Origin of the sequence: Pseudomonas sp. PDM17 (assembly GCF_014851985.1) — a bacterium.
GTDB lineage: Bacteria > Pseudomonadota > Gammaproteobacteria > Pseudomonadales > Pseudomonadaceae > Pseudomonas.
In genome coordinates, this window is the sequence record NZ_JACVAT010000011.1 from 61,666 (window position 1) to 76,872 (window position 15,207).

The 15,207-nt window shown below is 66.3% G+C and carries 10 protein-coding genes; 5 read left to right on the forward strand and 5 right to left on the reverse strand.

The window, feature by feature from the left end:
* Positions 1-76 precede the first annotated feature (76 nt).
* Entirely contained in the window at positions 77-1,813 is a 1,737-nt protein-coding gene (locus tag IB256_RS28825) for a response regulator (RefSeq protein ID WP_192404845.1), read from the forward strand.
* A gap of 198 nt (positions 1,814-2,011) precedes the next feature.
* A complete protein-coding gene (locus IB256_RS28830) occupies positions 2,012-3,373 on the forward strand; it encodes an MFS transporter (protein ID WP_192404846.1) in 1,362 nt (453 codons plus the stop codon).
* 283 nt (positions 3,374-3,656) lie between these two features.
* On the opposite strand, the gene IB256_RS28835 is transcribed toward IB256_RS28830, so the two are convergent.
* Positions 3,657-4,697: an ABC transporter substrate-binding protein gene (locus IB256_RS28835; protein ID WP_192404847.1), complete on the reverse strand. Its 1,041-nt coding sequence runs from the start codon at positions 4,695-4,697 to the stop codon at positions 3,657-3,659.
* 263 nt (positions 4,698-4,960) lie between these two features.
* On the opposite strand from IB256_RS28835, the gene IB256_RS28840 reads away from it, so the two are divergent.
* Complete coding sequence (locus IB256_RS28840) at positions 4,961-6,448, forward strand: PucR family transcriptional regulator (protein WP_192404848.1); 1,488 nt, start codon at positions 4,961-4,963, stop codon at positions 6,446-6,448.
* Here IB256_RS28840 and IB256_RS28845 read toward each other — a convergent pair.
* The 4 genes from IB256_RS28845 to IB256_RS28860 form a co-directional block, all read right to left on the reverse strand.
* Complete coding sequence (locus tag IB256_RS28845) at positions 6,438-6,782, reverse strand: cupin domain-containing protein (protein WP_192210971.1); 345 nt, start codon at positions 6,780-6,782, stop codon at positions 6,438-6,440. The genes IB256_RS28840 and IB256_RS28845 overlap by 11 nt on opposite strands.
* Positions 6,783-6,793: 11 nt before the next feature.
* Positions 6,794-8,179, reverse strand: a complete 1,386-nt coding sequence (locus IB256_RS28850; RefSeq protein WP_192296031.1) for an NAD(P)/FAD-dependent oxidoreductase — start codon at positions 8,177-8,179, stop codon at positions 6,794-6,796.
* 134 nt (positions 8,180-8,313) lie between these two features.
* A complete protein-coding gene (locus tag IB256_RS28855) occupies positions 8,314-8,937 on the reverse strand; it encodes a hypothetical protein (RefSeq protein WP_192296032.1) in 624 nt (207 codons plus the stop codon).
* 108 nt (positions 8,938-9,045) lie between these two features.
* On the reverse strand, positions 9,046-11,043 hold the full coding sequence (locus IB256_RS28860) for a TonB-dependent receptor family protein (RefSeq protein WP_192404888.1): 1,998 nt from the start codon (positions 11,041-11,043) through the stop codon (positions 9,046-9,048).
* A gap of 352 nt (positions 11,044-11,395) precedes the next feature.
* On the opposite strand from IB256_RS28860, the gene IB256_RS28865 reads away from it, so the two are divergent.
* Together IB256_RS28865 and IB256_RS28870 are read left to right on the forward strand one after the other, a co-directional pair.
* The gene (locus IB256_RS28865) at positions 11,396-13,822 is read left to right on the forward strand and encodes a glucose/quinate/shikimate family membrane-bound PQQ-dependent dehydrogenase (RefSeq protein ID WP_192404849.1); all 2,427 of its coding nucleotides are present in this window, start codon (positions 11,396-11,398) and stop codon (positions 13,820-13,822) included.
* Between the two features lie 107 nt (positions 13,823-13,929).
* Positions 13,930-15,195: a carbohydrate porin gene (locus IB256_RS28870; RefSeq protein WP_192404850.1), complete on the forward strand. Its 1,266-nt coding sequence runs from the start codon at positions 13,930-13,932 to the stop codon at positions 15,193-15,195.
* The last annotated feature ends 12 nt before the right edge of the window (positions 15,196-15,207 follow it).

The following is a 15,207-nucleotide window of genomic DNA, read 5'->3' on the forward strand; positions in this document are numbered from 1 at the left end:
GTCACGATTTGTAGGAAAATGATTACACGAGTGCGATCACCATGCCTTAGAGTGAAGGGCAACCCAGGGGGAACAGATGGCGCGGATACTGATCGCGGACGAACACCCGATGACCCGCTACGCGGTGCGCATGCTGCTGCAGGCGGAGCGCCACACGGTGGTCGGCGAGGCCTGCAACGGACTCGAGGCGCTGAGCCTGACCACCCGCCTCGCGCCAGACCTGCTGATCATCGACATTGATCTGTCGCAGCTCACCGGCCTGGATGTCATCTCGCGCCTGCGCGGCCGAGGCCTGACACTGCCGATCCTGGGCTACAGCACGCAGGATTCGGAACACTACGTCGGCCGTTTCCTGCAGGTGGGCGCCTCAGGCTTCGTCAGCAAGCACCAGGACATCGACCGCCTCAAGGAAGCCCTGGCGGTGGTCTTGCGTGGGCACAGCTACTTCCCTTCCGAAATGCTGGGCAGCGTGCATCGCGCCAGCCTGTACGAGAACGACGCCGAGCGCGTCGCTTCGCTGTCCAACCGCGAACTCAGCGTGCTCAGCCTGCTGGCAAGCGGCTACAGCAACCAGGAAATCGCCCACGAGCTCACCATCAGCGAGAAATCCGTCAGCACCTACCGCGCACGCATGCGCAGCAAGCTCAACCTCACCAGCATGCTCGATCTGATCGACTTCGCCCGGCGCAATCATCTCGCGGCACCGGCGAGTCATACCCATGACCCGGGCGCCGACGGCGGCGAAGCGCCCCTGTGGCGCTCCATGGTGGAAAGCCTGCCAGCGGCTTTCTACGTCCGAGATACCGAGGCGCGCCTGGTGTACGCCAACCCGGCGCACCTGGAGCTGTACCAGGCGGAACTGGACGACGTGCTCGGCACCCGCACCACCGAGGTGGACTGGTATCAACCGACCGATGCCCGCAACATGCTGCGCTTCCTGCAGCGCGCACTCGCCGAGGAGCAGCCCTTCAGCAAGGACATCGAACTCTCGGTCCACGGCGAACGCCGCGTGCTCCACCACTGGGGCACACCTTACCGCGACGGCGACGGCAACCTGCTCGGGATGATCTGCTGCAGCACCGACATCACCGAACGCTACGATCAGCTCAACGAACTGCGCGGCCGTGCCGAAGCCAGCGAACTGGCGCACCAGCAACTGACCGATCTTTTCACCAGCGCGACGACCCATCTCAACGAACGTATCGAGGCGCTCGCCAACACCCTCGCGCAGCCCAATTCCAAGGACCTCGACCAGGCCCTGGCGATACTCGAGGAACTGAAGGTCCACGGCGCCTCGCTCAAGCGGGCGCTCATCGCCCAGGACGACGTTCCCCTGATGCCGACGCGGCTGGACGAGCTCGCCTCCGAGGTCCTCGACGTCCTGCACGCACCGGCCGACCAGAAACAGCTGCCGCTGAAACTGGAGGCCGACAGTCGCTCGCGCAATGCCCTGCTGGTCGACGCCAAGTCCCTGCGCGAAGCTCTGCGACACCTGGGGCTGTACGTGATCGACCTGACCGACGACGGCAGCGTCCGATTGCGCATCGCCGCCAGCCCGAAGCAGCAGCAAATGGGTGTGCGCATCACCCTCGAAGGCCTTCCGGGCAGCAAGCGCCGTGAACTGCGCGCCTATTCCCTTTCAGAACTGACCCGCGATTACCCCACGCGCAACCCGGCCCGCAACAGCCTGAGCCTGAATATCGCCCAGCACCTGATCAACAGCCTCGGCGGCGAGCTGCAGGTTTCTCATCTGCCCGGCCAAGGCTGCTGCGCCACCGTGCACCTGCTGCTGCAACAGGCCAGCACGCGCTGAGTGCCTCCGCGACACCGCTCATACGATCGTACAAGGCCCTGCGCAGCGCTTCTTACCTTGGGTGAATTGTCCGCCCGGGCCTCCCCCTGCACCCTCTCCCTCCCCCTTGCCGGCCTCTGAAAAGGGCTCCTGCCGCCCGTTGCCGGCTCCAGAAAGCTGCCTGCCCGGCCACTTATAAATTCAACAAAGGTTGTACCCATGAGCGTGTTTGATGTCATTGAACATTCCCCGGTATCGAAATTTCACCGGAAATTGCTGCTGGCCTGCTGCGGCGGCCCCTTCCTCGATGGCTACATCCTCAGCCTGATCGGCATCGCGCTGATCGGCTTCGGTCAGGACATCGCCGCCACCTCGGTGGAAACCGGCCTGATAGGCGCTGCCTCGCTGCTCGGCATCTTCTTCGGCGCAACGGTGTTCGGCGCCATCACCGACCGCATCGGCCGGGAAACCATGTACGCCCTGGACCTCACCGTGCTGGTGATCGCCTGCGGCCTGTCGGCCTTCGTCACCGAGGCCTGGCAACTGATCGTGCTGCGTTTCGTCATCGGCCTCGCGGTCGGCGCGGATTACCCCATCGCCACTTCGCTGCTCACGGAGTTCACCCCGTCCAAGCGCCGCGGCTTCATGATCGGCGTGTCCGGACTGGCCTGGTCCTGCGGCGCCATGACCGCCTTCATCGTCGGCTACCTGATGGTCTCCTGGACCGGCGACCACTCGCTGTGGCGCTGGATGCTGTTCAGCGGCGCGGTAGTGGGCATCATCGTCGTGCTGATCCGCCGCGGCATCCCGGAATCGCCGCGCTGGCTGGCCAGCAAGGGACGAATCGAGGAAGCGCAGAAGGTCATCAAGCTGGTCTATGACAAGGACGTGGTAATCACTGCGGCCGATGTCGCCGAGCTGAACGACGGTGGCCGTCATCGTTCGTGGAAAAGCGACCTGAAGATGATTTCCTCGGGCGGCTACCTCAAGCGCACCATCATGTGCGGCATGCTCTACTTCGCGCAGATCACGCCCCAATATGTGCTCTACACCTTCGGCAGCATGATCCTGTTGACCGCTGGCATCAAAGGCGAGAACTCCTCGACCCTGGGCGAGCTGATGATCGCCATCCTCTTCGCCATCGGCGTGATCCCGGCGCTGAAGCTGGTGGAAACCTGGGGCCGCCGCCCCATGGTGGTGGTGCCCTTCGCACTGATGGCGTTGCCGCTGCTGGCCCTGGGCCTGTGGGCGGACGCCCCGGCCTGGTTCATCGTCGGCGCTTTTGCCTTCTACGCCTTCGTTTCCGGCGGCCCGAGCATCCTGGAGTGGATCTACCCCAACGAGCTGTTCCCCACTTCCGTACGCGCCACCGCTGTCGGCGTTGCGGTCGGTTTCAGCCGCATCGGCGCGGCGACCGGCACCTACCTGATGCCCATCGGCATCGAGTCCATCGGTCTGCAGGCAACCCTGCTGATCGGTGCGGCGATTACCCTGCTGGCGTTCTTCATCTGCCTGGCGTGGGCGCCGGAAACCAAGGGCCGCTCGCTGCAGCAATCGGCATCGCTGAGCCTGGCGACCTGATCCGCTCCTGCGTTTGACCCGAAGCCCATCGGCGCTGCCGATGGCTTTTTGGTGCCCGGCGATCCGGCCAGGCACGGCGTTCCCTGTAGGGACGAGCGATGCTCGCGATCTGTCAGCAACGCTTACGGTACCGATGCACGACGGGACGCGCGGACTTCTTCCGCGGTTCGCGGGCATGGCCCGCTCCTACAAGGGAGTCGCGGTGCTAATCGTTGTAGGCGCGCACAAAAAAGGCCGCCCGAGGGCGGCCTGAAAGTGCGGCGACGCCGCACACTGTGAAGCTTTACTGCTTGGCGGCCCAGGCGTTGAAGCGCTGCTCCAGCTGCTCGCCATGGTCGGCCCAGAAGGCCGCATTCATCGCCACCTGACCGGCCAGGTTGGCCTCATCGGTAGGCATGTTGGTGCGGCGGGCGGCGTCCACCAGCGGGACCGCGGCGCGGTTCACCGGGCCATAGGCGATCTGCTGCGCGTAGTTCTTCTGCTGTTCGGTCTGCAGCACGTACTGGATGAAGCGCAGGCCTTCCTCGGTATTCTTCGCGCCCTTGGGAATGGCGAAGGCGTCCATGTCATAGATGCCGCCATTCCACACCACGCGCAGCTGGCTTTCGTCCTGCACGGCAGCGATGCGGCCGTTGTAGGCGGAGCTCATCACCACGTCGCCGGAAGCCAGGTATTGCGGCGGCTGTGCGCCGGCTTCCCACCACTGGATGCTCGGCTTGATCTGGTCGAGCTTCCTGAAAGCGCGGTCCTGGCCTTCCTTCGTCCCGAGCACGGCGTAGACATCCTTCGGCGCCACGCCGTCGGCCATCAGGGCGAACTCCAGCGTGTACATCGCGCCCTTGCGCAGGCCGCGCTTGCCAGGGAATTTCTGCGTGTCCCAGAAATCCGCCCAGCCGGTGGGCGCGTTCTTGAGCTTGTCGGCGTTGTAGGCCAGCACCGTGGACCAGACGAAGAAGCCCACGCCGCACGGCTGTACCGCACCATCCAGCAGCTCCGGGGCGAGCTTGGCGATACCCGGCTGCTCGCCGATTTCCTGCAGCAGGCCCTCGTCGCAGGCCCGCGCCAGTTCCGGCATTTCCATCTCCACCACATCCCAGGAGACGCTGCCGGTATCGACCTGCACCTTGACCTTGGCCATCTCGCCGTTGAACTCGTCGGCGATCAGGCGGCTGCCGCTCTGCTGCATGTAGGGCTGGTAGAAGGCCTTGACCTGGGCAGCCTTGTTGGCGCCGCCGTGGGAGACCACGGTGAGGTCGGCGAAGGCAGGGAAAGTCGCCGCGCAACCCAGGGCGCAGGCGATGGAGGAACTCAGGATCTTGTTCATTGTTATGGTCTCCGGTGAGTAGACGGCCCGCCTCGCGGCAGGCGGCGCCATCCGCAGCCTGCAAGGGCTCGCATGGCGCACTGCCAGCTAGTCTTGAGGCCGCCGCCAGGCTCCACAATCAGACGGAACTACAATTTGAAGGGCCCCGCTCGTATCCCGGTACGAAGCCCGCAAGGCTCGCTCAAGCCAGGCGCGACAAGGCCTCGCGCTTGGTGGCATGCTTGCCGGCCTGATCGATAGCCACTCCTGCCCGCGGACCCGCCATGCCTTTCCATATCCAGGACATCCTCGACAACGCCTCCCTGCGCACCCGCCTGCTCGGCGGCAGCGAGGGCGTCGGCCGGCGCCTGCGCTGGGCGCATGTGTGCGAGCTTGCGGACCCGACCCAGTGGCTGGGTGAAGGCGACCTGCTGATGACTACCGGCATCGGCATTCCCGCCCAGGCCCAGGCGCAACGGGATTACCTGAAGCGGCTGGCCGGGGCACGCATCTCGGGGCTGATGATCGGCGAGAACATGCAGGCCCCGGCGGATATCCAGGCGCTGAAGGACGAAGCCTGCCAGCTGGGTTTCCCGCTGCTGATGACCGATTACGCGGTGCCCTTCTCCGCCGTGACCCGCGCCATCGTCGACGCCAGCAAGCAGGAAGAGCACGAGCGTCGCAGCGCCGTGACGCGCATCTATGAAAGCGCCCGCATCGGCCTGCGCGGTCTCGGCCTCGCCGGGCTGTTGCGCCGGTTGTGCAGCGACGTGCGCGCGCAGCTGTTCCTGTTCGACTCGGCGACGCTGCAACCCTGGCAGGAAGGCCTGCCGCCGCTGCCGGACAGCTGGCGGGCAACCCTCGCCCAGCGCCGCTCGGTGCCGGACACCGTGACCCGCTGCAGCAATGGCGAGCAGGAAGCGCTGGTGATGCCGCTGCCGTCGCTGACCACCTGCGAAATCCTCGCCACGGGCGGCGAGCTGCTCGACTACGGCCTGCTGCATCACATCGTGGCGGTGCTGGGCATCGAGCTGGAACGCGCCCAGGTCGAGCATGAGCGCATGCTGCGGCTGGGTTCGGAACTGCTGGACGACCTGCTGCAACAGCGCCTAACCGAACGCGCGGCGCAGGAACGGCTGGCGCAGCTGAATTGCCCGGTGGATGCCGCCTGCCTGGTGCTGGCGCGCGCCGCCGGCGAGCTGCCGCAACACTGGCAGCAACGCCTTCAGCGGCTGGGAATGGGCCTGTTGGTGCGCCACCAGGGCAACGAGCTGATCCTGCTGCTGAGCGATCCGGCGCAGGCAGAAACGTTGCAGGCCGAGCTGGACTGCACCCTTGGCCACAGCAACCCGCTGGGCCATGCGTTGCGGGCGGTGGAAGCCCTGCGCGAGGCGCGCCTCGCGCTGGCCCATGCCAACCGCCAGCGTCCGTTGGTGGCCTATGCCGATGCCCAGGGCGAGCAGTCCTGGCTGCCGGCGAGCCTGGAAGAAGCACGGCGTGTGCATCGCCGGGTACTCGGTGCGCTGGCGGATTACGATGCGCAACAGGGTGGCCAGTTGCAGCACACCCTGCGCGTCTTCCTCGAGCAGAACCGTTCCTGGCAGAAGGCCGCGCAGTTGCTCAACGTGCACAAGCAGACGCTGGTCTACCGCATCCGCCGTATCGAGGAAATCACCGAGCGCTCGCTGGACTGCACCGAGGACGTGGCGGTCCTCTGGATCGCGCTGCGCTCGGCGCAGATTGCCGGAATAGATGCCGGAATCAGGGAATGATCACGAAGCTCTTGCGCACGGTTTCGCGGATATCCCAGGTGCCCTGACAGTTCGCCGGGAACAGCACGGCGTCGCCGGCGCGCAGTTCGATCGGCTCGCCGTCGTCCGGGATGAACAGGCAGTGGCCGCTGATGAAGTGGCTGAATTCCCGCGACAGCACCTGGCGCCGCCAGCGGCCGGGCGTGCATTCCCAGACACCGGTGAGCAGGCCGCCCTCGCCTTCCTCGGCGTGGGTCGCGGCGCTGGATACCGGAGTACCCAGGGGTTCCTTCACCGGTTGCGGCGCCGGCAGTTCGAGGCCGGCGGTGCCGGTGAGCAGGATCGGTTGGGGCATGGTTCTTTCTCCTAGAGGTCCTTGTCTTCGAGTCCCGCCGGGGCAAAGCCGGCCAGGGTACGGTCGAGCCAGCCGCCCTTGCGGTTCTGCGCCTCGGCCTGTTCCTTGCGTTGCACCGCGCCGCGCACCATCAGGCCGCCGACGTAGCGCACCGGTTCGAGCGGGAAGCGCTTGGGCTGCCGGCCGACCAGGCCGCAACGGCTCCATTCGTCATCGATACCCAGCGCCAGGCTGGCGAGGATGCGCCCGCCCAGGCGGCTCGGGCCGACTCCGTTGCCACTCCAGCCGATGCCGTAGACGATGTGCGGCGCGCCCTCCAGGTGGCCGAAGACCGGCAGGCTGTCGTAGGTACGGTCGATGGGGCCGGACCAGCTGTGGGTCACCGCTACGTCGTCCAGTTGCGGGTAGGTGCGGCGCAGGTCCTGTTCGGTGTCTTCGCTGAGCTGCGGGTTGTGGTCGTAGCTCTCGTCGATGCGACTGGCGAAGCTGATCATCCCGGTGCCCTTGCCGAAGGCGATGCGGCCGTCCTGCGTGGTGCGGTAGTAGTCGACCATCAGCTGCGAGTCGGTGATGGCTTCGCCGCCGGTCCAGCCGATCTGTTCCAGGCGCTCGGGGATCGGCGCGGTGGCGACCACGGTGCTGGTCACCGGCAGGATGGTGCGGCGCAGTTCGGGAATCGCCGCCGCCCAGGCGTTGGTCGCCATCACCACCTTCGGTGCGCGCAGTTCGCCGCCGGGAGTGCGGATCACCGCCGGCCGGCCGCGATCGAAGCTGAGCATGGGGGTGTTCTCGAAGATGCGGACGCCCTTCTCCAGCGCCACCCGGCGCAGGCCGCGCACCAGACGGGCCGGCTGTACGGTAGCGTTGCTGGCTTCGAGCACGCCTTCGAGGTGCTTGGCGGAGCCGGCGCGGCTCGCCACCTCGCTATTGGAGAGCGACTGGAACACCGGCTCGCCGAGGCGTTCGCAGGTTTGCTGCACGCCCTTCCAGGCACCGCGCTGGGCGTCGGTGGTGGCAGTCCACAACCAGCCGGCGCGGCGGAAGTGCGCGTCGATGTCGTGGGCCTTGCAGAAATCCTCGATCTCACCGATGGCCGCCGCCGAGGCACGGGCCAGGCGCAGTGCCTCGTCCTTGCCGCACTGCGCGGCCAGCGAACTGATCTTTGGCCACCAGGACATGACGAAGCCGCCGTTGCGCCCCGAGGCGCCGCCGCCGCAGATGTCGCGCTCGATGATGGCGATACGGCAGTCAGGCTTGAGCTCCAGCAGGCGCAGCGCGGTCCAGAGGCCGACGAAGCCGCCGCCGACGATGGCCACGTCGACGTCGAGCGGGCCTTCCAGCGCAGGCAGCGGAGTCAGCTCGGAGGCGATTTCCTCCAGCCACAGGGAACGTTTCATGTGCGGATTCCAGGTTGAACGGTAGTGGCGCCACTGTCCTGCGTCAGGCCAGTGGCGAACAATCGTCCGTTCCATGCAATCCGGGGGAAGGCCTCATACGAAGATATGAAGCCATTGCGCTCCTGCCGGGGATATCAGGCCTTGGGCTTCTTCGGCGCCAGGCCCGGCTTGGCGAATTTCACGATCAGCCAGTTATCGGACTTGCCGTGCTTCACCGTGACCTCGGCCACGCGAATGCTCGACGGCACCGTGGCCAGTACCTGGCGGGCGTCCAGGCCCGGCTTGATGTACTTGTCGAGCTGCTCGTAGAGCCGGTAGCTGATCATCCCGCTGCGCAGCGCATGGGTCTCGAAGTCGCCAATGGCCTTGGCGTCGGCCTCGGTGCGGTTCGGGTTGAGAGTGTGCGCCAGCACGTCGACCACGTTCTTGTCGTCGGCGATGGCCACCAGCATGAAGCGTTTGGCCACCTCCTGCAGCACGCGCCGGTAGGCGGCGTCGTTGTATTCGCTGTAGAGCACCGCTTCGACCAGTTTCTGCTTGTCGAAGGTCAGCGCCAGGCGGAAGCGCGTGCCCGCGTAGTCCACGCCATCCTTGCAGCGCGCGGTGACGCCCATGGGCTGCAGGCATTCGACGAAGCCCTGCTGCTTGCCGAAGCCTTTCTGCGCCGCGCCGTAGTTGTACTTGCCGAACAGCGGATCAGCCGCCGACGCCATGCCCGCCACGCACATCAACAGTGCGCCCATTGCCCATCTGCCCATTACCAACTCGTCCCACGCAATGCAAAGGACGCGAGGATAGAGGATTCAGGGACCTCATGGCGCCCCGCAGACGACAATCGGAACATTGGAAGGCGATCCGGCGCCGACTCAATCGAACCGGTATTCCAGCCCCGCACCCGCATACCACGACCGCCCCGGCGCCGCCTCGTAATAGCGCCCGTTGCTGTCGCCGACTATCACCGAGCCGACGTACTGGCGATCCAGCAGGTTGTCCAGGCGCACCAGCTGGTGGAAGGTCCAGGGCCCGACGTGCTGCTCAAAGCGGGTACGCCAGTTGAACACCGCGTAGCTGGGCGCCGGCTTGTCTTCGTTGCTGTCCTCGACGTAGACCTTGCTGCGGTACTGGCCTTCGAAGCCCATGCTGATGCCGTCCTGCGGCTTCCACACCAGCTCACCGAACAGGCTGCTGCCGGGCACGCCGGGCAGGTGGTTGCCCTTCTCGATGGTGCTGCCGCTCTCGACGAAGTCCTCGTCGTAGGTGGCGTCGAGGCGGGTGTAGGCCAGATTCGCCTGCCAGTGCTCGGACAGGTCGCTCTGCACGCCCAGCTCGAAGCCGCGGCGCAACGTCTTGCCGGCGTTCTGGTAGCTGGTACGGCCGCCGCTGGAGCTGGCCACGACTATCTCGTCGTCGGTGCGTATCTCGAAGATCGCCACGTTGACCCGCGTATTGCCGGCGACCCTGGCCTTCAGACCGACCTCATACTGGGTACTGGTGGCCGGGTCGAGGCCGAAGTTGAAACTCTCGCTCAGGCCCGGCGCGTAGGCCATCTCGGCCTGGGTCGGGGTCTCGAAACCCTTGCCGGCGCTGACGTAGCCGTGCAGGTCGGGAGTGAAGGCGTACATCACCGAGAGCGACGGGTTGTTCTGCTGGTACTTCTTCGAGCCGCTGGAGTCGCCGTTGGCCAGGTAGCGATCGTCCACTTCCATTTTCATGGTGCTGTGCCGCAGGCCCGCGTCGAAGGTCCAGTTGCCCAGTTCCCAGCGCGCCTGCACGTAGGGGTCGAGGCTGGTGGCGATGTCGTTCTCGTTGCGCCGCATCTCGCCCTTCACGCCCAACTGGTCGCCGCTGAAGTTCTGGAAGCCCTTGCGGTCATCCTCGCTGCGGTCGTAGTCCACCCCGGTGGTGACGGTCAACTCGCCCGGAGCGCTGTGCACCGGCTGGATCCAGCGCAGGGTGCCACCGTGGAATTCGCGGTCGAAGTCCACCACGCCACCGCCGCGCTGGGAGTTGGAAGCCACCGTCCTGGGGATCGACAGGTACTGCACCACGCTGCGCTGGCCGGCGTAGAGGTTTAACTGCAGTGTCGCATCCCCGAAATAGCGCTCGTAGTTCATGCCCAGCTGCTGGTGATCGATGCTCTTGCGCGTGTTGTACAGCTCGGCCGCCGGAGCGACGGAGCGCGGGTCGTGCTTATAGGCGTCCCAGGTCTGGCCCAGCGGGTCCTGCGTGTTGTTCTGCTCCAGGCTGCTGTAGATCAGCGCCATCCGGCTGTCTTCGTCGGGCTTGAAGTTGAGCTTGGCGAAGGTCTGGTCGCGGCGCGCGGCGCTGTGGTCGCGGTAGCCGTCGGTGTCCATGCGCGAGGCATCGAGCAGGAAACCAGCCTGGTCGGTGCCGCCTTCGGCATACAGGTGGTTCTTGTTGAAGCCGTCGCTGCCGAAGGTGGTTTCCGCGCCAACCTTCGGCGCCCCGTAACCGTCGCGGGAGAACATCTGGATCACCCCGCCGCTGTTGCTGCCGTAGAGCGTCGAGGCCGGGCCGCGCAGCACCTCGATGCGCTCGGCGACGTCGAGGTTCAGCGTCGCCGCCTGGCCCTGGCCGTCCGGTGTGCTGGCCGGGATGCCGTCGCTGAGCAGCTTCAGACCGCGAATGCCGAAGGCCGAGCGCGCACCGTAGCCACGGGAGGAAATCTGCAGGTCCTGGGCGTAGTTCTGGCGGTTCTGCACCACCAGGCCGGGCACCCGCTGCAACACTTCGGAGGCATTGACGCCGAGCTGGCCATCGCTGAGCTGCGGCTGCTGCACGGTGTCGATGGAGAACGGCAGGTCGAAGCTCGACACCGGCGCATAGGCGCCCGTCACCACCATGGGCGCGGCCAGCGCTTGCTCGGCGCTCTGCGGGTCGGCGGCGCGGGCCAGCTGGCCGTGGGTGACGCCGCAGATCAGCAGCGGCAGCAGTTTGAGTCGGGCGGGCACAACGGAGCGGGAAACAGGCACGGCAGCTAGGATTCTTCTGTAGGACCGAGCAGCGATGCTGCCAGTCTCGGCAGCCTCTGCACAGGGGTATTGTGGGTCAGGATGTTCTGGGCAAGAACCGGAGGAGGCTATGGAATTCGTCCCGGCTTTTTTTGACAAAAGGCGCATCTTCGACGTTTGTACTATCTAGTTAATTAGCTTGCTAAGAGTATAATCGGCGAATCCAACAGTGAGAACCTTCTGTATGAAACCGGTACAGCGCGCCTCCCGCGTGAGCACTTTCATCCTCCTCGGCCTGGGTGTGGTCATCGCCCTCCTCGGCCTCGCCCTGGCCGCCGGCGGCATCCGCCTGGTCAGCCTCGGCGGTTCCTGGTACTTCCTCATCGGCGGTCTGGCCATGGCCGTTTCCGGCCTGCTGATCGCCCTTCGCAAGCCGGCCGGCGCCTGGCTGTTCGCCGCCTTCCTGGTGGCAACCGCGGTCTGGGCCGTGGCCGACACCGGCCTGGTGTTCTGGCCGCTGTTCTCGCGCCTGTTCATGTTCAGCGCGATCGGCGTGGTAGTTGCGCTGGTCTACCCGCTGCTGGCCCGCTCCGCCGGCCGCGACGCCGGTCGTGGCGCATACGGCATCGCTGGCGTGCTGGCAGTGCTGGTGGTGATTGCCGCCGGCAACATGTTCGTCGCCCATCCCAGCGTTGCCCCCACCGACAAGGGCCCTGGCCTGACGCCGGTTGACCCGGCCCACGCGCAGAAGGACTGGGCCCACTACGGCAACACCGAGGGCGGCAGCCGCTTCGCCGCGCTGGACCAGATCAACCGTGGCAACGTCGATCAGCTCAAGGTGGCCTGGACCTACCACACCGGCGACGTGGCGATCAGCGACGGCAACGGTGCGGAAGACCAGCTCACCCCGCTGCAGGTCGGCGACAAGGTGTTCATCTGCACCCCGCACAACAACCTGATCGCCCTCGATGCGGACACCGGCAAGGAACTCTGGAAGAACGAGATCAACGCCCAGTCCAAGGTCTGGCAGCGCTGCCGTGGCATGGCCTACTTCGATGCCACCAAGGAGATCGCCCAGCCGACCCAGCCCAACAGCTCGCAGGTCATCGCCGCCAGCGTTCCGGCCGGCGCCAACTGCCAGCGTCGCCTGCTGACCAACACCATCGATGCGCGCCTGATCGCGGTGGACGCCGACACCGGCGAGTTCTGCCAGGGCTTTGGCAACAACGGCCAGGTCGACCTCAAGGCCGGCCTGGGTGACGTGCCCGACTCCTACTACCAGCTCTCCTCCGCCCCGCTCATGGCCGGCACCACCGTGGTGGTTGGCGGCCGCGTCGCGGACAACGTCCAGACCGACATGCCCGGTGGCGTGATCCGTGGCTTCGACGTCATCACCGGCGCCATGCGCTGGGCCTTCGATCCAGGCAATCCGGAAGACAAAAAGGCCCCGGCGGACGGCAAGACCTACGTGCGCAGCACTCCCAACAGCTGGGCGCCGATGTCCTACGACCCGGCGATGAATACCGTCTTCCTGCCCATGGGCAGTTCCTCCACCGACATCTATGGCGTGGAGCGCAGCAAGCTCGACCACACCTACGGCGCCTCGATCCTGGCCCTGGACGCCACCACCGGCGCCGAGAAGTGGGTCTACCAGACCGTGCACAACGACCTCTGGGACTTCGACCTGCCGATGCAGCCGAGCCTGATCGACTTCACCCGGGACGACGGCAAGACCGTGCCGGCGGTGGTGATCGGCACCAAGGCCGGGCAGATCTATGTGCTCGACCGCGCCACCGGCAAACCGCTCACCGAGGTGAAGGATGTACCGGTCAAGCCAGGCAACATCCCCAACGAGCCCTACTCGCCGACCCAGCCGAAATCCGTCGGCATGCCGCAGATCGGCGCGCAGACCCTCACCGAGTCGGACATGTGGGGCGCCACGCCGTATGACCAGCTGCTGTGCCGCATCGACTTCAAGAAGATGCGCTACGACGGCCTCTACACCGCGCCGGGTACCGACCTGTCGCTGAGCTTCCCCGGCTCTCTGGGCGGCATGAACTGGGGCAGCCTTTCCACCGACCCGGTGCACGGTTTCATCTTCGTCAACGATATGCGCCTGGGCCTGTGGATCCAGATGATCCCCTCGGCCAACAAGGGCGCGGCGGCCGGCGGCGGCGAAGCGCTGAACACCGGGATGGGCGCCGTGCCGCTCAAGGGCACGCCCTACGCGGTGAACAAGAACCGCTTCCTCTCGGTGGCCGGCATTCCTTGCCAGGCGCCGCCGTTCGGTACCCTCACCGCCATCGACATGAAGACCCGCCAGGTGGCCTGGCAGGTTCCGGTGGGCACCGTGGAAGACACCGGCCCGCTGGGCATCCGCATGCACCTGCCGATCCCCATCGGCCTGCCGACCCTGGGCGGCACGCTGTCCACCCAGGGCGGCCTGGTGTTCATCGCCGGCACCCAGGACTTCTACCTGCGCGCCTACGACAGCGGCAACGGCAAGGAAATCTGGAAGGCCCGCCTGCCCGTCGGCAGCCAGGGCGGCCCGATGACCTATGTGTCGCCCAAGACCGGCAAGCAGTTCATCGTCATCACCGCCGGCGGTGCGCGCCAGTCCACTGACCGCGGCGACTACGTAATGGCCTACACCCTGCCCGACAAGCAGTGAGCGGCCCGGCGTAACGATCCCATCGCGCCCGCCTCGTGCGGGCGTCTCCTTCCGGCGCGGCACTACCACCGCGCCTTTTTTTATTCGCTTCACGTTCAGGAAATTCCATGCGCACTTCCCTTCGCCTCACGCCCGGCCTGCTGCTGTGCGTCGCCTCGCTGCCTGCGCTGGCCGAAGAAGGCCTGCTCGACCGCCCCACCATGTCCGGCGACCGGGGCGGCCTGCGCCACCAGCTGGAACAGGACGGCGTCAAGTTCACCGGCGACTACAGCGGCGAGACCGCCTACAACGCCCACGGCGGACTGCACCGCTCGGCGCGCTATTCGCAGAACATCAAGCTGGGCGTGCAGTTCGACCTGTCGAAACTCTACGGCCTGGACAACGGCGGCAAGGTCCAGCTGACCATCAACGACCGCCGCGGCAACAGCGCCTCGGAAGACCTGGTGGGCAACCGCCTGCCGGTGCAGGAAAACTACGGAGGCCTCTATACCCGCCTGACCGAGCTGAGCTACGAGCGCGACCTGAGCCGGGCGGTTAACCTCAAGCTCGGCTACATGGCCATGGGCAACGACGTCGGCGGACTGGACAGCGGCATCCTCTGCAACTTCATGAACGCCGGCTTCTGCGGCCACCCACTGAACATGTCCGGCGGCAGCGGCTGGACCAACTACCCCAACGCGCACCTGGGCGCACGGGTGAAGTACAGTTTCGCGCCCGACTGGCAGCTACGCATCGCCGCCTTCAACGTCGACCCGGAAAGCAACGGCAACTCCAGCCGCGCCTGGCATCTCACCCCCAAGCACACCACCGGCACCGTGGTGCCCATCGAGCTGATCTACAAGCCCCAGGGCGAGCTGCCCGGCGAGTACAAGTTGGGCTGGTACTACGACAGCTCCGACGTGCAGCGCATCGGCAGCGACAAGCAGGAGTCCGGCCGCAGCGGTCATTACCTGCTGGTGGACCAGGCCGTGTGGAACGACTCGACCTCCAGGGGCCGCAGCCTGCACGTCTTCGGCCAGGCCTCGGCCGCCAGCAGCGCCGCCTCGCCCTTCACCCAGTGGTATGGCACCGGCGTCGTGCTCTACAAACCCTTCGAAGGCCGCCCGAAGGACAGCCTCGCACTGGGTTACGGCCGCGCCGTACCCAACCCGCGCAGCCGCGAGGTGCAGGAGAACAACGCCCTCGCCAACGGCCAGGACTACCCGAACCTGGACAGCGGCGAACAACTCATCGAGCTGAGCTACGGCTACCAGGCCACGCCCTGGCTGACCCTGCGCCCGGACCTGCAATACGTCATCGAGCCGGGCGCCTTCTCCGGCCAGGACATCGACAACGCCCTGCTGCTCGGCCTGCAGGTCAAGGCGACGTTCTGAGACCCGTGACCC

What these genes read in the sequence shown, in the direction of transcription:
- IB256_RS28865 (WP_192404849.1), top strand. Translation starts at nt 11,396, where the DNA reads ATGAAACCGGTACAGCGCGCCTCCCGCGTGAGCACTTTCATCCTCCTC.
- IB256_RS28845 (WP_192210971.1), bottom strand. Translation starts at nt 6,782, where the DNA reads ATGCCCCAACCGATCCTGCTCACCGGCACCGCCGGCCTCGAACTGCCG.
- IB256_RS28850 (WP_192296031.1), bottom strand. Translation starts at nt 8,179, where the DNA reads ATGAAACGTTCCCTGTGGCTGGAGGAAATCGCCTCCGAGCTGACTCCG.
- IB256_RS28860 (WP_192404888.1), bottom strand. Translation starts at nt 11,043, where the DNA reads ATGGTGGTGACGGGCGCCTATGCGCCGGTGTCGAGCTTCGACCTGCCG.
- IB256_RS28840 (WP_192404848.1), top strand. Translation starts at nt 4,961, where the DNA reads ATGCCTTTCCATATCCAGGACATCCTCGACAACGCCTCCCTGCGCACC.
- IB256_RS28870 (WP_192404850.1), top strand. Translation starts at nt 13,930, where the DNA reads ATGCGCACTTCCCTTCGCCTCACGCCCGGCCTGCTGCTGTGCGTCGCC.
- IB256_RS28855 (WP_192296032.1), bottom strand. Translation starts at nt 8,937, where the DNA reads ATGGGCAGATGGGCAATGGGCGCACTGTTGATGTGCGTGGCGGGCATG.
- IB256_RS28835 (WP_192404847.1), bottom strand. Translation starts at nt 4,697, where the DNA reads ATGAACAAGATCCTGAGTTCCTCCATCGCCTGCGCCCTGGGTTGCGCG.
- IB256_RS28825 (WP_192404845.1), top strand. Translation starts at nt 77, where the DNA reads ATGGCGCGGATACTGATCGCGGACGAACACCCGATGACCCGCTACGCG.
- IB256_RS28830 (WP_192404846.1), top strand. Translation starts at nt 2,012, where the DNA reads ATGAGCGTGTTTGATGTCATTGAACATTCCCCGGTATCGAAATTTCAC.